Annotated in this window: 13 protein-coding genes; 7 read left to right on the forward strand and 6 right to left on the reverse strand. The window is 44.2% G+C overall.

What is annotated here, in order from left to right:
- Positions 1 to 17: 17 nt before the first annotated feature.
- Positions 18 to 2,876: a CHAT domain-containing tetratricopeptide repeat protein gene (locus tag KO501_RS18540; RefSeq protein WP_216028685.1), complete on the forward strand. Its 2,859-nt coding sequence runs from the start codon at positions 18 to 20 to the stop codon at positions 2,874 to 2,876.
- On the opposite strand, the gene KO501_RS05720 is transcribed toward KO501_RS18540, so the two are convergent.
- Together KO501_RS05720 and KO501_RS05725 are read right to left on the reverse strand one after the other, a co-directional pair.
- Positions 2,836 to 4,203, reverse strand: a complete 1,368-nt coding sequence (locus tag KO501_RS05720) for an O-antigen ligase family protein (protein WP_216028686.1) — start codon at positions 4,201 to 4,203, stop codon at positions 2,836 to 2,838. The two genes, KO501_RS18540 and KO501_RS05720, sit on opposite strands and share 41 nt — an antisense overlap.
- Positions 4,196 to 4,939: a hypothetical protein gene (locus KO501_RS05725; RefSeq protein ID WP_216028687.1), complete on the reverse strand. Its 744-nt coding sequence runs from the start codon at positions 4,937 to 4,939 to the stop codon at positions 4,196 to 4,198. The genes KO501_RS05720 and KO501_RS05725 overlap by 8 nt, the downstream gene beginning before the upstream one ends.
- A gap of 697 nt (positions 4,940 to 5,636) precedes the next feature.
- Here KO501_RS05725 and KO501_RS05730 point away from each other — a divergent pair.
- The 4 genes from KO501_RS05730 to KO501_RS05745 are packed head-to-tail and all read left to right on the forward strand — an operon-like array spanning position 5,637 to position 9,494.
- Positions 5,637 to 7,034 carry an undecaprenyl-phosphate glucose phosphotransferase gene (locus KO501_RS05730; RefSeq protein WP_216028688.1) on the forward strand — a complete coding sequence of 466 codons (1,398 nt, stop codon included), beginning with the start codon at positions 5,637 to 5,639 and terminating at the stop codon, positions 7,032 to 7,034.
- A 56-nt stretch (positions 7,035 to 7,090) separates the two neighbouring features.
- The gene (locus tag KO501_RS05735) at positions 7,091 to 8,767 is read left to right on the forward strand and encodes an ABC transporter ATP-binding protein (RefSeq protein ID WP_216028689.1); all 1,677 of its coding nucleotides are present in this window, start codon (positions 7,091 to 7,093) and stop codon (positions 8,765 to 8,767) included.
- Between the two features lie 9 nt (positions 8,768 to 8,776).
- Entirely contained in the window at positions 8,777 to 9,049 is a 273-nt protein-coding gene (locus tag KO501_RS05740; RefSeq protein ID WP_216028690.1) for a PqqD family protein, read from the forward strand.
- A gap of 4 nt (positions 9,050 to 9,053) precedes the next feature.
- Positions 9,054 to 9,494: a lasso peptide biosynthesis B2 protein gene (locus tag KO501_RS05745; protein WP_216028691.1), complete on the forward strand. Its 441-nt coding sequence runs from the start codon at positions 9,054 to 9,056 to the stop codon at positions 9,492 to 9,494.
- A gap of 6 nt (positions 9,495 to 9,500) precedes the next feature.
- Here the strand turns inward: KO501_RS05745 and KO501_RS05750 are convergent, their stop codons facing one another.
- Positions 9,501 to 11,189 (reverse strand): asparagine synthase-related protein, encoded by a 1,689-nt coding sequence (locus KO501_RS05750; RefSeq protein WP_216028692.1) that lies wholly within the window; start codon positions 11,187 to 11,189, stop codon positions 9,501 to 9,503.
- 381 nt (positions 11,190 to 11,570) lie between these two features.
- On the opposite strand from KO501_RS05750, the gene KO501_RS05755 reads away from it, so the two are divergent.
- Together KO501_RS05755 and KO501_RS05760 are read left to right on the forward strand one after the other, a co-directional pair.
- Positions 11,571 to 12,212: a PEP-CTERM sorting domain-containing protein gene (locus tag KO501_RS05755; RefSeq protein WP_216028693.1), complete on the forward strand. Its 642-nt coding sequence runs from the start codon at positions 11,571 to 11,573 to the stop codon at positions 12,210 to 12,212.
- A gap of 11 nt (positions 12,213 to 12,223) precedes the next feature.
- Positions 12,224 to 12,382, forward strand: a complete 159-nt coding sequence (locus tag KO501_RS05760; protein ID WP_216028694.1) for a lasso RiPP family leader peptide-containing protein — start codon at positions 12,224 to 12,226, stop codon at positions 12,380 to 12,382.
- Between the two features lie 65 nt (positions 12,383 to 12,447).
- Here the strand turns inward: KO501_RS05760 and KO501_RS05765 are convergent, their stop codons facing one another.
- The 3 genes from KO501_RS05765 to KO501_RS05775 all read right to left on the reverse strand — a co-directional run bounded on the left by KO501_RS05765 (position 12,448) and on the right by KO501_RS05775 (position 17,845).
- Positions 12,448 to 13,404: a hypothetical protein gene (locus tag KO501_RS05765; RefSeq protein WP_216028695.1), complete on the reverse strand. Its 957-nt coding sequence runs from the start codon at positions 13,402 to 13,404 to the stop codon at positions 12,448 to 12,450.
- A gap of 399 nt (positions 13,405 to 13,803) precedes the next feature.
- A complete protein-coding gene (locus tag KO501_RS18545; protein ID WP_216028696.1) occupies positions 13,804 to 16,647 on the reverse strand; it encodes a hybrid sensor histidine kinase/response regulator in 2,844 nt (947 codons plus the stop codon).
- Between the two features lie 7 nt (positions 16,648 to 16,654).
- Complete coding sequence (locus tag KO501_RS05775) at positions 16,655 to 17,845, reverse strand: ABC transporter substrate-binding protein (protein WP_216028697.1); 1,191 nt, start codon at positions 17,843 to 17,845, stop codon at positions 16,655 to 16,657.
- Positions 17,846 to 17,872: the final 27 nt, after the last annotated feature.

Raw genomic sequence — 17,872 nt, forward strand, 5'->3', positions numbered from 1 at the left:
ATTGGGTCGTAAGGTACGTGATAACCATTGGCGTAATTTGTTGCGCCAGTTTTGCTAACGCTGCGGAGAATGTCTGCGCGGATATCACCCCTTCTTGGCAACAATATACTCGTGTCGTACAAGATAGCGGCAGCTATTTTCAATGCACAGAAAATAGGTCGCTACCCTTAGCCAGCGATACACCGGATGCGGTGACAGTATTGTCTATGCTCGCCGATTTTGATCTTCGTATGGCATCTCAAAAACGCGATCTTTCTACAGCATACCTCGAAAAAATACAAACACTGCTAACCGACAGCAATAGGCTGCAAAAAGACATTGCGTTGCGTCTAATTCTTGGCTATTTGGCCAATATGGATTATCAGCAGGCAGCCTTGCAAGCCGGGCAATTTATTCAACAGTGGCCAGCGGCGTCAGCAGGGGAAAAACATACGGCAATATTAGCACAACTACAAAGTGAGTTTGCATTGCAGCATTACCGCCAGACCTTGGCATTGTGCGATGAGTTTGGCGAAAAAAACGTCATGTCCTCCCCACAGCAACAAGTTGTGCTGTTGACATATTGCGGGTTTAGCCAAGTGTTAAGTAACAATAGCTCGGCGCAACGAGAAGAAGGGTTTCTTCGCCTTCAACAAGCAAATCAGTTAACCGAACAGTACTCGGAGCCTTTAATTTGCGCCGAAATAAACAATGGTTTTGCCAGTTATTATCGTATTCAATCTGATTTATCGAGCACTGAAATACACCTTAACGATGGCATTGATTGTTTGGCGTCAAGTGGGGGAGCTAGAGAAGATGAGATGCGAGATGATCTCACCAATAATTTAGCCTGGGTCTATCGACGGCAGGGCAATTTGCCAGGTTATTTATCGGCCCTACGAGCTTCGGTGTTTCAGCACACTCACCATCTTGTACCAGAGAAGTTATCGGTGAGCTACAGTAACCTGGGTCGCGCCTATTTGCTGGTGGGAGATCTTGCCAAATCCGAGCGTTACTATTTACAGGCGCTCAAATATGCCAATTTACAGGTTATGCCTGAAGATTATGTTCATACGTTATTGTCATTAGTGCGGTTAAGGGCAGCCCAACAAGACTGGAAGAGTGCCCGATATTACTTAGATGAAGTGCTAGCTTTACCGTTAAATAAAAAACAGCGCATACTGGCCCGGGTATTTGACGCTCAGTGGCAAGCTTATACACAGGTGGGCAGTTTTAATGAAGATGAATACCATCAAGCCATAGATGATATTGATAAAACCTTTTCGGCCACAGAAAGCGTGCAGATCTACAGTGATTGGTTGGTGGTTTTGCAACGTTATCAGCGCCTGGATCTTGCCCAAGGGTTGATCTCCCGTATCGAGTCGTTTGCCACGTATCCCCTTTCTGTGAAATTAGCTATTGCTAATATTAAGCTAGCCTTACTGCTTAATGAGCAAGAAAAAGCCAATACTGTCTCGCAGATAGATAGTATTTTTGCACAAGCATTTAAGGAAATTGTCGACGCGTCAACCCAGTTTAAAAGTAATGACGTAGGAATGAGTTGGCTAAGCCAGTCGCGTTCACTCATTAATCGGTATATTGCCTGGCTATTGCCGAGTAGCAACGACAAAGACATCGAAAAAGCCCTTATTTTGTCAGAACGCTTTGCCAGCATCATGTTTCAGCGCCATAGGATGTCGTTGTCTAGCCAGCAGGTAGACGGGGATCCTTCGGTGTTAGATCCATCTTGGGAATTGAACGATGGCATGCCAGGCCATTACACCGACAACCAATGGTTAGTGCACGATGTAAAATCTGAACAGATGCTATTATCCCAACATCCTTTTCAGTCTATATCGGCCACAAGCAAGTGGCCTTCGTTAGCTGATTTACAGCGTTCTCTAGGCACTAAACGGGCGTTATTAAAGATATTTTCTTTAAAAGAAAAGCACTGTGCGTATTTAATTGCATCATCCTATATCGAAGGAACATGTTCCGAAAATGAAGGGGAAACCACCGATGACATTCGTTCATTGTTGTTTCGCTATCATGGCTTTCAGACCCTGTATTTATTGCCAGAAGGGCAGTGGCGAAATATGTCCTTTGCTGCTTTACGAGACAAAACCCAAGCACGCTACCTAGGTCAAGAATTATCGTTAATTCACATGGTGTCTTTACTTGATTACTTTCAATCTGAAAATAAAGACAATAACAATGGATTGGCCGTCACCTTTACCAACCCTGCAAACCCATCGCCTAGTCAAATTCAAGGTAGTGAGGCAATGCAGTGGCGGGCAGGTTTTCCTCCACTGCCTTGGACTGCACTTGCCAATGAAACTATTTCTCATGCGTTTCCGGATAGGGAGGTGGTTTCCTATAGTGATCATCAGGCGACCAACGAGAATCTGGTGTCATCAACGGCCCGCCATGCCCGGTTACTTCACGTGGGGAGCCACGCGTTTTATTCACCCGAAGCCCCTGATATGGTGGGGCTGGTAACCGCGTATGATGAAAATAATCTTCATGAAAAAGGGATTATTTCCTACGAAGCATTGTTTTCAAATACATTTTCCAACCGATTGGTCGTTATCAGCGCGTGTGAAACAGAAATGGGTAGAGCGTATCGAGGTATTGGTATGCGAAGCTTAAGTCGTGGCTTTTTATATCAAGGTGCTGGGGCGACAATTTCTACGCTGTGGAAAGTTCCCGACCGCGCCACGGCAGAATTTATGGCATTTTTCTACCAAGCCACCGCTGAAAATGGGGGCGACATTGCCCAAGCTCTATTGGTTGCGCGGCAAAAGCTCTCACACAAAAGACGTTTTAGAGATCCTCGATATTGGGCTGGGTTTGTATTTACTGCTTCTGCAAAGCAGTACGAGAAGCTCGATCTTTGATATTAAACCTTTCAGTTATCACAAACCCCATGGTAAGCAGGGTGACAAATACAATCGGTAAAAAGTAAATACCTGCATTGGTGTCAAAGGAGGCCTGAAACAAATAGGTCATAACACCGGCGCGACACGCAAAGAGAGCCCCATACATTCTGGTATGGGTATGGCGAAATAACATGAGCCATAAGAAGCCAATAGACATACTCAGAAATAAAAAGCCCATAAGTCCCGTCGTCGCCATGGTTTCTAAATAGTCATTATGAGCGCGCTTTGACATCTTAGTGTTGCCAAGCAACATGGTTTTGTATACATGTTGAATATAGGGGTAGGTGCCTAGTCCTGTGCCCACCACAGGATGATCTTTAAATACGGCAAAGGCTGTATCTCGAAGTTCAATGCGGCCATTATCGTCAAGCTTCTCTTTGGAAAAACGCTGATAGATTGATGACTGGGCAAAACCAGCGCCCAACATAAGGGAGATAAGCACCGTCACTGCGATGGTTTTTCCTGTTAACCACCGTTTAAGTAAATTAGGTGCACGCACTACCTGTATGCACACGGTGAGCCCCATGCCTGCTATCAGTGATACCAAGGCGCCGCGGCTACTGGTATTAAATAGGGTATATCCCAGTAAGCAAAGGCATAAAATTAAGGTAACAATAAGCCATTTGGGCATTTTTAAATATTTGCCATCACACAACAAGCCGATAACGATCAAACACGCCAGAGCAATATAAACCGCGTATTGATTCTTGTAGCTGAAGGTGCCTCGGATCCCATTTTTCCACGAAAATGTCCAAGGTGGTACGGCGTCCACCCATTCATAAGCCCCAGCGGTAGCAAAATTAACGACTGAATATAGCGCCGTTAATAAAGCCCCGAATAAGAGAAGCCCCATGAGTATGTATATGGTCTGGGGTCGACGCAGATAATGTATCAAAGCGAAAAAAAGACAGCCAAGCCCAAGTATTTTTATCCATTCAATAAGGGATGCTTGCCAATAAACCGTGAGATAGGGCTGAGCATGATGGGCATAGGTGTCATACCACACGATGGTTTGTGGTGACAGAAATGTGATAACGCCAGCGGGTAGGGGAATAAGATAAAGGGCACAGTATGCAATCCAAAGAAGCCACAACCACATGGCCCGCTTTTCATTAGGCGAATGTGGCGCTGACAGAGTGAGAGTTTGCCAACTAGCTAATAACAGTGCCGTGCCTGCAATGGTAAGTTGTTCCCATATAAGGTCGAGCCCATGTAGCCAAGGAGCCACCACAAATACAACTACCAAGAGACTGACAACGATGGTATTTCCCTTTCGGTTATACATCGGTGTTAGTAACGGTTTGTTCAATTCTTTGTAATCGTTTGGTGATCCATTTACCTGGTGATAACCCCACAAATGGTGCAACAATGCGAGTGTTCTCCATCGTTGCAATAAGCCGCTCGCGGGTAGGCTTTTGTCGTAATGCCCCCCGTATCACAGGCTTGGCTTTTTGTTTTATCGAGGAGGGGAGTTCATACCAATGGGCGATCAACACCGGGCCTACAATGGATTGGGTTTCCCATTCAAACGGGGCAAGTACAAGGCCGTTTTCCAATGAATTGATATCCAGCGGTTTGTGAGAAGTAAACATCTCAGTGATCGCCATCTTTACTGCAAACGCTTCGTAATGTGTTGGCTGAGCGTCTTCAGCTTGCATGACGTACTGCATGGCCAATGCCCCTGATTCTAGGCCTGCCTTAGTGCCAAGCCCTTTTAGCGAATAAGCTTTAGCCAGCGCCAGTGATATGCTTCCGTCACGGGGGAGAGCCTGGTGAAGAGCATGTAATTGGACAATATGGTCATTTGGGCGCTTTGTTGGTTGGGCGTTGTCCATTACCGCGGAGACAAACCCTTGATGAGACAAAGGGCCAATCTTGGCAAATTGATAATAGCGTGTTGCTAAGTAGAGACATGTCACTGCTGAAACGAAAATGACGAGCGCTACCACCAGCTGTAACCTGTTAGCCGTTTTAGCAAGGGGAACTGCAGTTGTACCATGGAATGAGAATACACTTTTCACGATGAAGTTCCTGCCTAATTAGACATTGAGGTTTTCTAACCCATGGTTATCAGCAATATTCATTCCATACTAAAAAAGTTTGAGTTAGTAGATCCAAGTATGGACATTCAGAGACTTACGATGGAACTGGAAGAGCAACAATTCAGCAAATGTTAAAAAAATGCATAATTGGGGTAGTGATTGTCAGTTATTTTTACACTTGCATCATGATGGTGCTATAGGATCAAAGGTAGGTCATGATGGCTTAGGTGTTTAAATAACAGCCAGTTTGTGACCGATTTATTCTACTGGACGGGCCTCTTGGGGGATGATGTGTGTAATAGAAAAACGATAAAGGTTACAAAAATGTAATTTAAATCCAGTGTAAAGGGCTAAATGTCAGTTTTTTTTACATTCGACGAAAGTATAAAAAAGATAATCAGTAATTCGACCTTTCCTCATCAAAGAGAACGATAAAGTTAGGAAAGTGCGCTACACTTCACAACATAATAAAATAGTAGTAAATCTGGCGTAGTCTGTTAGTACGTCCTTCCTAAAGCATCACAAGAATCATTTTTTAATATTATTTAAGTTTTGGCTGATTTATTGCTTACTGATATTTTGTATATGTTAAAGATGGTAAGTGACATATTTTTTCAACACGCATTTTGTATATCTGCAGCATTCAGTTATTAACTTGTCATCAAGGACGGCATTTATGGGAAACGGTTTCGTAAGAAATAATGTCAATCAATTTGCGATCGTTTATCGCTTTATTGATTTTCTAATCATCCAGGTATCACTTCTAGCGGTGGGCGCTGCTTATTCAGTAGATATGTCTGTGCACTATCATTTGCTAGGGTTAATCGGCAGTACTACCTACCTGCTTTCAGCAGAATTGTTTTGGTTGTATCGCTCTTGGCGTTCAGGTACCACCAAAGAACTCATTTTCTATACTGCGTTAAGCTGGTTTGTCAGTGTTGTTGTTGTATTGAGTTATCTGTTTTTGACCAAGACATCGGAAGATTACTCTCGGGTAGTGATGGCTGGCTGGATAACCATTGCACCGTTATTTCTATGTACGTGGCGACTCGCCATGCGTGCATTTTTGTACAATATTCGCCGCAAAGGATTTAACAGTCGTTCGGTGGGTATTATCGGCATGAACGAAAATGCAGTGGAATTAATTAAAGAACTCAAACTTAACCGTCATATAGGGCTACGTATTGGCGGCGTATTTGATGACCGGGATGTGGACCGCCTAGCTGTTCCCGATGGCGTTACCATTCAAGGGAACTTAAAAGATGCTGTGGCCGCCGTGCATGCAGGTAAGCTAGATCAAATTTTTATTACATTGCCGATGACGGCGAATCGACGTATTGAGCAAGTGTTACATGAGTTGGGCGATACCAATGCAGAAGTGCATTTTGTCCCCAACTTTTTTATGTACAACATGGTGCATTCTCGTTTGTGTAATATTGGTAATATGCAAACCATCAGTGTTTTCGATACCCCTATGCGTGGCGCAATGACGGCCATCAAACGGGCGGAAGATATTATTCTTGCTTGTGCCATCCTGACCGTAATTGCTATTCCTATGCTACTGATTGCCATTGCCGTTAAACTAACATCTAAAGGCCCGGTTATTTTTAAACAAAACCGCTATGGGGTTGATGGTAAGAAAATTAAGGTGTGGAAATTTCGTTCCATGACGGTCACGGAAGACGGGGATACGGTTACCCAAGCCACAAAAGGGGATGCGCGGATCACCAAGTTAGGGGCCTTTTTACGCAGAACGTCTTTAGATGAACTTCCCCAGTTTATTAATGTATTGCAAGGTACCATGTCTGTAGTGGGCCCTCGTCCACATGCCGTGGCTCACAACGAGATGTATCGTAAAACAGTGAAGTATTACATGTTGCGTCACCGTATTAAGCCTGGCATTACCGGTTGGGCGCAAGTTAACGGATGGCGTGGTGAAACCGACACGGTGGAAAAAATGCAAATGCGGGTTCAGTATGATCTCGAATACATTCGCAATTGGTCTTTGTGGCTTGATGTAAAAATTGTTATCTTCACTTTCTTTAAAGGTTTTGTGGGCAAAAACGTCTACTAGTCCCAATATCGTGGCGGGAGAACCGTTGTCCACCCTACTGGAATACGTGAAGCAAAATGGCAGATATGTGGCGTCGTAGCCTGTACTTTGGTAAGAATATTTTCCGAAACTATCGGGCCAGTTTTGTTGTCATTTTTGTGATTTTGTTTCTGGAAACCGCCGTCAGTTTGGCTATTCCTTATCTAATAGGAGAGCAATCGGCGGCGTTGGTGGACAACGATTTTGCCTCGCCCAAAACCCTGAGCTTCTATCTGCTAATTTGGTGCGCCTTGTTTGGCGTGCAAAGCCTGCTTAAATTCATGTCGACATATAGGCTAAACGTGCTTGGTGCCCGTTTAGTGGCAAACTTAAGTTGTCGCCTCTATGATCATATCCAAATATTGCCTTTACGGTATTTCCAGCATACCAACAAAGGGGATGTGTTATCTCTGTTAACCCATGATCTTGGCACGGTTAGCTTCTACGTGACGGCCGTTTTAACCACGCTGCTGCCCAATATACTGATATTGTTAGGCAGTATTTTTATGATGTACATGATCGAACCCCTTGTGGCGTTTATGATTATGACACTAATTCCTATTGTGTATCTGGTATCTAAGTTTGTCGGTCGCCAAATTCATCCGTTAGCGAAACAAATCGTGCAAAAGCAAGCCGATACGCTGGCAATAGCCAGTGAAAACATCAGCACCATTGCCCTGATAAAAACCTTTAATAGAGAAAAAACCGAGTCAGCTCGATACGCCCATCGTACCGGTGAAGTGTTGTCGTTAAGAACGCGACAATTTCGTTACCAGGCGTTGTTGTCTCCCTTAATTCAGTTTCTGACTTCGGTGTGTATTATTGCCATTATTGGGGTCTGTCTGATTCAGTTTGAAGCCGGAAAGATAGCCGTCCCAGATATTGTCAGCTTGTTGCTATACGGTATGATCTTTACCCGTCCGGTTAGCGCGCTGGCCGGTTTATATGGGCAAACCATGCAGATGACTGGCGCCATGGGACGTCTGCTACACGTCCACGGCAGTGAGCGCGAACCGTCTGATAACGGGTTAACGCCCCTTCGTGCTCAAAAAGGTGAAATCACCGTTGAAAATGTCTCTTTCAGTTATCAGACCGGCGGGACCGTATTAAACCAGGTATCGTGTAATATTAAAGCGGGGCAAACGGTACTTATTGTTGGTGAAAATGGGGCGGGTAAATCCACCTTATTGCACCTATTAATGCGTTTTCATCGCCCGCAATCTGGTGCTATTTTTATCGACCAACAAGATATCTCTTGTGTTACCACAGCCTCCGTGCGTGATTGTATAGGTCATGTGCCCCAAGATGTGGTGCTTTGTAACGGCACGATACTCGATAACATAACCTACGGCGTTGCAGCAAAACCTTCATCAAGCTACCTTAACGAGGTTTGTGCACGAGCCGGTTTGCTTGATATTGTGTCTTCTCTACCGGCGGGCATGGCAACGTTAGTGGGTGAAGGCGGTGTTAGGCTCTCTGGCGGTCAACGCCAACGTATTGCGCTAGCTAGGGCTTTATTGAAGGCACCTAAGATATTGCTGTTTGATGAGCCCACCTCTATGCTCGATGAAGTGGGGCGAAATCAATTTAAGGATGAATTTGATACGTTATTTAAACATTATACCGTGCTTATGATTTCTCATGATCCCACGTTGGCAGATGTGGCAGACAGAGTATTTATGCTAGATAAACATCAACTCGTTGAGAGAACGTAAGGATTTACAATGACTATGTATAAATTAAAAGACGACGTACTGGCACAAACGGTTGTCGATGAAATGGTGATCCTCGAACCCACTGGCGGAGAATATTTCACGGTCAACGGTGTGGGTACACAAATGATTGCCTTGCTGGAACAGGGAAAAACCGACGAAGAAGTCGTCGCCGCGATGACGGCCACATTTGATGTTTCTGAAAGTGAAGTCCGTGACGATTATCATGCATTAATCAAGCAGCTCCTGCTCCAAGGGCTGGTTGAAGAAGTGACAAATTCATAACTTTATGCTGTCGTCCTTTTTTGCCTTAACTGGCGAGCAGAAAAAGTGGTTTATTTACGCCTGGATAAAATTTTTACTATGGGATTGGCGTATTCGCCATCAATCTTATAAGAAGTGGCAACACCGCGTATTTTCAGTCAGTGAAGTTGCCCCTAAACCTGTTCCTGATGGACTTATCAGCGTTATAGAAAAAGCAGGCCGCCACCATATTCGACACATGAACTGTCTACGCCGTTGTATGGTGACCATGGACATCATGCAGCGACAAGGGATCTCGCCGCAACTCCATTTTGGAGTACGCCGTGCAGGGACAAAAACACAAGCTCATTGCTGGCTTACTCTCGACGATAAACTGCTAAATGATGGCCCAGAGGTCATCGATACCTATACAGAGCTACATACAAAAAAAGGCGATACTTCAGTACTATCGGCGTTTGTACAGTAACCCTACTTATACGTGAAAGCGTTGCAGCCAACGCTGGGTAAGAATAACAAACAGTAAATCTACGTGTATGCCTCCTTGCTGATTACTTACCGCACTATCAAACGCTTTTAACACCTTTTTTGTATCTAATAATCCCCGATCAGCAAGGTAAGGATGGCTAAGACATTCTCGTAAGGAACTGGCGTTTTCTCGAACTAAATTAGCAAAGTGATGATCAAAGGTGGTTTTGGTTTTTCGCCAACAGACACTGTCTGGCAGCAAGCCCGTCATGGCATTACGCAAAATAAATTTAGGATAAGGCCCTTGAATAAGTTGTTTAGGGGGAAGGGCGAAAGAGCATTCAGCAATCCGACGATGAAAAAACGGATGTTTAACCTGTATGTCGTAGTTCGACGCAACCGCATCGTATGAGCGTACAGAATTAAATGTGGTGGTGGTTTTCAATGCAAAGTAGCGAGCGTGGTGCATGGGTTGTCGTTTGGCATCAAACGGATTATGGAAATCATACGACGCTTGAGCCAGCGACTGACCTTGCGGCGTTAACCATTCGGGTAACGGAATAGGCCCTTTATTGTGTCCTTTTAGGCGTTTCGCCAAGTTTATTAGAGTTTGCGGAACAAGAGGCTTAATAAAAAGGTGTTTAGCCACCTTAGCAAAAGACATGTTTGTGGCACGGCATGCTTTATAGACCTCAGCAATCACCGACGTCTCGCCGGCTAAAAGCCGTTGGGTATAGGCGCTGGCGTGTCCCCAACACATCTCATCACCGCCATTTCCTGTTAGTAAGGTAGTGATCCCCAATTGCTGTAGGTCTGCTAGTTCATCATGATAGCGGGGAGAAAGCACAATACCTGGATGATCATAATGGGCAGGATACAGGGCTAAAAAATCTCGATATTGGGCATCGTCGACATTTTGAAAATGAAAATCTTGAAGATTAAGATGACGACGCATGTCATTAATTAACTGTCGCTCATCAGAACCAGGATCGTGAAGATAGTAGTGAGAAATGGCATAGCACCGGCGATTGCTTTCTTTGGTTAGGGCTGTCGCTAACGCAGTCACCGAGGTCGAGTCCATGCCTCCACTCATTTGACAACCTAAGATAGACGTATCGTCTATTTGTTCGGCCACCACATCACGCAGCAATGAGCGAAAGTAAGCGCCGTAATCACGATCATGATCAAAATGAAGCCTGTTGTGGGGATCGATGTCCCAGTAAGGATAATGGCAAATATTCTTGGCTGAACAATGCAATACATGTGCAGCGGGTAAAACCGTAATGTTGCTGTAGACAGACAAATCGGGAACCGGTTGTCCGGCTAACCAACCTGATAATGCGGTATCACTAAGTTCGGGGCTGATTGATAAGGCGGTAAAAAGCAACTTAGTCTGATTACTGACTGCCAGTACGCCATTTACAGCACGATAGTAGAGAGGTTGTAGACCTAAAGGATCTGAGCCAAAAAATACCTCTTTATTGTCGTCAATGGCGTAAAAGGGACCGGTTTGCTCAACAAAGCTGGAATCTGTCAATTTATCGACATTATTAGGCACGAGGGGAGTTTTCCCTTCTATGAGGCCGATTCCCGTTTCCCACGTAGTAAAACAGAAGTCTGTATAGGCGGCTACCCGGCTTCGGGCCGCGTTTAGCGCCGATTCATCATTACCACACAGAAAAATAAAAGGTTTCACAAAGGTCCGTTTGAAAGTGAATTGCACCATTATTATGCGCAGTTTACGTAAGGAAATAAAAGCGCTGTTACGGTGAAAATTCTGTAAATAGTTAAAATTTAAAAATAATTATTGATAAAGCACAGAAAAACATTGATATTAGATTAGTGGGAATGTGCAAAGTCGGGTCATTTCATATGATCTAACTTATTGTGACAAAAAGATCTGTCCGGTTTTTTTACAGATCTAATGTAATTCCAACTGTTTTCATTAAATTTTCATACTTTGTAATTTTATCTCTATGATATTAAAGGTTTTTATTTTAATGGTATAAACATTGCTTTGTTTTGTTGTACAAAAATAATTCACCCACGTAGTTTTTAAACTCACAAGGAAATTGGAATGAAAAAGTCGGCTTTATTCGGGGCAGCAGCCCTGCTGTTAAGCAGTCAAGCTTCTGCAGACTATATCTCTACCGTAACTGGCGCAGATATGACAGGCATGGAAGTGACTGTTACATTCTCTGACACGACTACAGAAACCGTGTCATGGTCATCAATTTTGATGGACGACTCAGTTGCATATCTGGAAGGCTACATCGGTGGTGTTACAGGTTCTTCTTGGTCTCTTGTCCAACAAGGTGACTCTATCTCTGACAACCCTCCTGGCGCGACGTCAGTATTAGGTGCTTGGACGTTTACCTATGATGGTACTGCGTCTGGTATCGAATCTGTTTACATCGATGCATGGGCTGGTGATGTTGTCTTTGATACTGAAGAAGGTGATGCAAGCGCGAATGGTTCTGATGCAGGACGTGAGTTCGTTGCTAGTGATTTAGATGTATTAGGCACCTTTGACATGAACATCGAAGATGAATTGTTTGGTGGTTTGACGCTTACTGGTGATAGCGGTTTATTGTTAGACACCGCTGGTTCTTTCCAGTTTTTAGCTGATACAGACATCTCAGTTCCTGCTCCAGCAACACTGGGTATCTTCGCTGCTACTTTAGGCTTTATGGGTTTCAACCGCCGTAAAAAGGCATAAGGATCTTAATTATGAAATCTGCTAAGAATGTTGCTGTTGAAAGCAAACAAACTTACACCAAGCCTGAACTACAAAAAGTAGGTACATTGGCTGAATTGACCGAAGGTTTCGCAGGAAGTATTCCTGACGAACAAGGTGGTCAAACTAAGCGTAACCCTTTCCAAGGTTAATGCGCACTCATATAAAAGCCAGTCGCTAGACTGGCTTTTTTTTGCTTTTTTTTGGTAAAAGACAGTTAAGCCGTGGTAAGAAGCTGGTCTAGTTGTTGGGTAACATCTTCGAGATGGGCTAATCCGCTACCATAGGTTACTTCATAGAAGCTGACGGTTTGTAATAGCTTTGCAATGGCTATCATCCGTGTCTTATCTATCCCTAACGCCTTGTACGCATCGCCTAACATACTGTTTTGTAATAAATAAATAACACCGTGGCTTGGCGGTAAACGGCGTAACTTTACCGGGCCGTGATATTCTTCGTCTCTATTTAATAAATAAAGGCCTTTTATTGGGTGGGGAATATGCGCGTCAGTAGGCGCTACATGGATTTCCTCTTTGGCAAAACGGGCATGGACCTTTTTCTTTACTGGCTGTGTGGCAGCTAACTGTTTTGCTAAGTATTTAGCGCTATCTGGCCACAAACGTACTTTAGGCCAACTTGGGTAAACACCGTAACCCTCAAAGAGGGGATAAATAGCCGCCATGTCATCGGTAATGAGCTGATATCCACGGGTTGCCATTGCGCTTGTTAAGGTTGATTTACCCGTGCGACTGGGGGCAAGAAATAAATAGGCCTGATCATTTTTCAACAGCGTATTGGCATGCAGACATATTTTTTGTTGCAGTTCTAAGTACAGAGAAATCCCTAAGGTCTGCAAGTAATGGGCGGGTCCGGTTCCACCGGTTTGCCAATCTATGGTTAGATTGTTTTGTTCAAACTCGAATATACCTGCGCCCTCACAGTCCACGGATAACTGTAATTTATCCGTTTGGCGAAACAAGTTAATGGTGGAAGTATATCGCTCTCCGGCATCTACCAATGACCAGATTTTATATCGATCGTCTAATTTAGCTATGCTATGGCTTTGAACTGTAATCCCATAAGGAAGCGCTTCACAGGGGGTTGTAGCTGTAGATAAATTGATACCATGTAAAGGCTGCTGACAGAGCGCGAGAAGGTCCTTAGAGAGTGACATATCCTTTTCCAACTTCATTGTATAGCGGTATGGCATTTTTGGTATCTTTGAACGACACCCCGTTTTTGTTAGTGTATCTTATCCGGTGTGTATCAGCATCACTCTCAGTGATTATTTCTTCCTATAACCATTTTTAGGAAATAACCGCGATATGATTTGTTAAGTCAGTACTCAGATATTGCTATGGCAACAGGATGTCACTCCCGTCATTGTCCATATGCTTTTCATTTCCCTTCTGCGGATGGTTGAACATCGACCTAAAAACCAACACACAGCTTGCAGGTTTCAGCAGCCTAAAGGATGCTCAATTAGGGGGGACAAACATAGCAAAATAGTTTGTACAGTAGAGGTGTCTAACTTTTTAACACCGGTTTAATCGATTGTGGTTAGAGAGAATGGTTAATGCATGTACTTTGCAACAGTATCCAACAATTCTTTGGCGGTAAAAGGTTTACTGATGTAATCATCCATGCCGGCACAGTAACACTGTTCCCGGTCGCCTTTCATGGCATTTGCGGTTAATGCAATGATGGGTACATGCTTGTATTTATCACCCGCTTCGCCATTTCTGATGCGTTTTGTGGTCTCAAACCCGTCCATCTCCGGCATGTGACAATCCATAAGAATCATGTCGAAGGTAAGTTTCATTCTATTTAAAGCTTCTAAGGCTTCTTTGCCATGGCGGGTGGTCATGGTTTTGTGTTGACTTAAGTGTTCCCGAGCAATGAGTTGGTTGATCTCATTATCTTCAACAATGAGCACTTTGGCTGTGCTAATGGGCCGGTACTGGGGATTGGGCTGGTCAACTTCTTGGCTAGTACTTGCCATCGCATTCATATGGCCAAGGGTCATGGTGAATATAAACTGGCTGCCTTTTCCTTTTTCGCTAGCAGCAGAAAGATCACCGCCAAGTAATCGACATAATTGCCGGCTGATTGATAAACCTAAGCCTGTGCCCCCAAAACGACGAGTGGTCGAAATATCTTCTTGTCTAAATACTTCAAAAATAGAGTCGAGGTTTTCAGCGCCGATACCAATGCCCGTATCTTCTACGGATCCTTTCAGGATCCAGTTGCTGTTACGTGAACGCAATAAGGTCATTTTCATGGTAATTGTGCCCTTTTCAGTAAACTTAACGGCGTTGCTTAGCAAGTTGCCAAGAATTTGCCGTAAACGAACTGGGTCACCGATAACCAGGGTGTGAGGCTGGAAGTTAGTTTCGAGTAGCAGCGAAAGCCCCTTTTGCTGGCATGTTATGGAGTTTTGCTCGTAAATAGTTTGTATTAGGAGAGGAAGATCGTAGGCTATTTTCTCCATACCAAGTTGACCGGCTTCGATTTTCGAAAAATCCAAAATATCATCAACAATATGCTGTAAATTTCGCAAGCTGTCTTTGGCTAAGTTTACATAGCGTAATTGCTCTTTGGTCATGGCTGTTTTGTTTACAAGCTGTAGTGCCCCAGACACGCCGTGTAAGGGAGTACGAACTTCATGGCTCATGCTAGCGAGGAAGCCAGATTTAAGCCGCGCAGACTCTTCTGCCCGCTGTTTGGCATCTTCTAAAAACTGCTGGGTTTGCTCTTGCTCGGTGACATCTTGAAAGAATACAACAAAGTGGGTGAGTATTTTATCGGTAAACACCGGTGTAAGGATAACTTGATTATAAAAAGGCACATTATTTTGTCGGTAACACAAAATCGTATCGGTAAAAGGAGAGCCCGAACTAAGTGCTGCATTCACTTCAACCAGTTTATCTTCCGGTGTTTTCATTCCTTGTAGAAAAAGATTGGGTTGCCCAAGTACCCTGTTTTCAGCGTAACCGGTCACCGTTGTAAAGTGTGGATTAACGTAGATGGCAGGGTAACCGTCCGCTTGAGCATCGGCAATAAGCAGAGCCACGGTGGCTGATTTCATCGCATGACTAATTACGTTAATGCGGTTTTCTAGCGATTTTTTCTGTGTGGTATCGTTCCCCACTAAGATGGTGCCCAATTGCTTGCGGGTATCATCGGTTAACGGCAACATTGTCCATCGAATAGTAATGGGTAGGGCGATGGGTTTAGCGAGGTAATGACGTTCAAGGTGATCAATCCCCGATTCCAGTTTGGTCCTTATCGAAAGTAACTCACTGTCAGTAATTTCAAATTCTGTGGCATATTCAGAAAAGGTACGATTTATCATGAGTTTATTGTTATTTTCGTCTACCACCACAAGCACTTCTTCTAAAGAATCAATGACATTGGCAAATTGCTTGTTAGACAGCGACATGGACATGAGGTTTTGAATCAAGCTGTCAAAATCAGCACGAATAGCAAATAGCTCTTGGGGTTCATTGGCGGGAGCATCGCTGGAAGTGGCCGTTTTTTTGGTCGTGCTGCGGCGTATTGCATCGTGCAAGGATTGTAATGTACTGGCACTTAAACGCGCCGCTTGGTTCGACGTATAAATACTCACCAAGATGGCCGAACCTAAAGTCATTAAAATAGCGGGAATAAGCCATAACACATTATTGAAGGCACGAAAAAGCGGCGCCTGACTTACTAGCGATAGGCCTAACCACGACTGCCGCTTGGTTACCCATCCCATGAAGTCGTGATGCACATAAGTACTGCCTGGAGCAAACTTATCTGGATGGCTGGAGTACAAAATGGTGTCGCTGTTTGACACAATAAACTGAAACGCGTCGTTGTCGCGAGTATTAATAAAATCTTGCATGGAAGGCAAGAACAACACCAGTGCCCCTTCTGCTTGATTGGCGATAATCACAGGGACGGCAATTAATACGCCTTCATTGGTTACCTGGCGGTAAGGTTCGGTTCGCTGCAACGTGGTGTATTGCCAAGCATGGGAAAACGTTTCAGGCACTACCCCTTGCCAGTTTTTACTAATAATAGGGGTTCCGTCAAATTGAAACAGGCCTAAGCTAAACTGTTCGGTACGCGTAAATTTCAATGATTGGAAAAACACTGGCAGGTAATTTTTCCGCTGTTGCACATCGATGAAGCTATTTATCAATAGATCATTACTGGCAATACCCTGCATAAGTTGCTGTGTATTCTCTAAACTATATTGTAAGTCCGCTTTTAAGTATTCGGTAAACTTTTGTTGTTCAGAGGTAATTTGCTTTTGCGCAAAGTAAAAAATGGTAGAGCAAAGCAGGGCACCTACTATAAACAGCGATATCAACAATCGTGGAACGATGTGACGTTGTAATTGTTGGTATAAAGTAGGGCGTGTGTTCACGTTAAGATCACTTATGAGCTAACGGCACAAGATAGCCGTCATTGTTAAACGAGGTCATAAAGTAATCATCAACTGCAAATGCTTCATGGTTGTTGGTAGTAAATGGCGGCGCATAATTTTTGACAGCACCTTGCACTGGATTGAGGTTTTCAAGAGCTTGACGTACAGCGTCGGTCTCTAAGCTGTGGCTCTGTTTTACTGCCGCTGCGAGTAAATGCATTGCGTCATAAGCATGGGCTAGGCCCACCACCGCTGGAATGGCAGTTTTATCTATTGGACCATAAAGATCCTGATACCCCTTAAGTAGGCGTAAAGAGGCCGGGTTGCGCTGGCGAAGAAAGTGGAAACTTTGGATAACAGTAATGTTGAGCTGACGTAACTTTTCCATGCCAAGTTCACGCGCAAAGTTACCGCCCGCCAATCCGTTATGAGATAAGATGGGTAAGGTCGGATTTTGTGTGTTTAAAACCGCATTACTTACCACCACTGACTCGGGGGCATTGGCCACCAAAATAATGCCTTGTGCTTGCTTTTGTTCAATATGGTTAATTTCTGTAGCAAACTGTTTCTGGCGCCAATTTATCCATTGGGTTGAAACAATATTAATGTCATTTTGTTGCGCATGTTCCACTAGGGATTGGTAATTAGAGCGGCCCCAGGCCGTTCTTTCTAATACCAGGGCCACCCGTTTAATGCCTTGTTTTTTAGCGCTACCAATAAGCTCCTGACATACTTGCTTATCATTAAAAGACACACGAAAAATGTTGTTAGGTAGGTAGCCGTTTTGCGTCACCGATGTGCCTGCAGCCCACGGATCCATCATTAATATATTGTGTCGATGGAGTAAGGGAAGTTGGGCTAGTATTACCGGTGTGTGGGCACCGCCGAAAATGGCCAGTAGGTTATTATTTTCTGCTAACGCTTCCACGTGCTTAGCCCCCCTAGCAGGGTTTCCTCGATGGTCAGACACCGTCAGGATCACCTTTCGTCCTAGCAAGCCGCCTTGTGCGTTAATTTCAGCCAGTGCGATTTCAATGCCTCTACGCAGAGCCTCACCGCCTTCTGCAGCCACAGCGCTTAAATCTGCATCTAGGGCTACCACGACTGGTTGGTCAAAGTTAACAGGTGCAGCTAGGCTATCAAATTGACCGCTTAGTAAAGCGCACACACCGATTAGGCAGAGAAATAAAAATCGCATAGTTGGACGGAAATTTCCGGTGATAGA

It is taken from the genome of Alteromonas sp. C1M14, from assembly GCF_018860965.1.
GTDB lineage: Bacteria > Pseudomonadota > Gammaproteobacteria > Enterobacterales > Alteromonadaceae > Alteromonas.

What these genes read in the sequence shown, in the direction of transcription:
- KO501_RS05720 (WP_216028686.1), bottom strand. Translation starts at nt 4,203, where the DNA reads ATGTATAACCGAAAGGGAAATACCATCGTTGTCAGTCTCTTGGTAGTT.
- KO501_RS05730 (WP_216028688.1), top strand. Translation starts at nt 5,637, where the DNA reads ATGGGAAACGGTTTCGTAAGAAATAATGTCAATCAATTTGCGATCGTT.
- KO501_RS05735 (WP_216028689.1), top strand. Translation starts at nt 7,091, where the DNA reads ATGGCAGATATGTGGCGTCGTAGCCTGTACTTTGGTAAGAATATTTTC.
- KO501_RS05740 (WP_216028690.1), top strand. Translation starts at nt 8,777, where the DNA reads ATGACTATGTATAAATTAAAAGACGACGTACTGGCACAAACGGTTGTC.
- KO501_RS05745 (WP_216028691.1), top strand. Translation starts at nt 9,054, where the DNA reads ATGCTGTCGTCCTTTTTTGCCTTAACTGGCGAGCAGAAAAAGTGGTTT.
- KO501_RS05755 (WP_216028693.1), top strand. Translation starts at nt 11,571, where the DNA reads ATGAAAAAGTCGGCTTTATTCGGGGCAGCAGCCCTGCTGTTAAGCAGT.
- KO501_RS05760 (WP_216028694.1), top strand. Translation starts at nt 12,224, where the DNA reads ATGAAATCTGCTAAGAATGTTGCTGTTGAAAGCAAACAAACTTACACC.
- KO501_RS05765 (WP_216028695.1), bottom strand. Translation starts at nt 13,404, where the DNA reads ATGTCACTCTCTAAGGACCTTCTCGCGCTCTGTCAGCAGCCTTTACAT.
- KO501_RS05775 (WP_216028697.1), bottom strand. Translation starts at nt 17,845, where the DNA reads ATGCGATTTTTATTTCTCTGCCTAATCGGTGTGTGCGCTTTACTAAGC.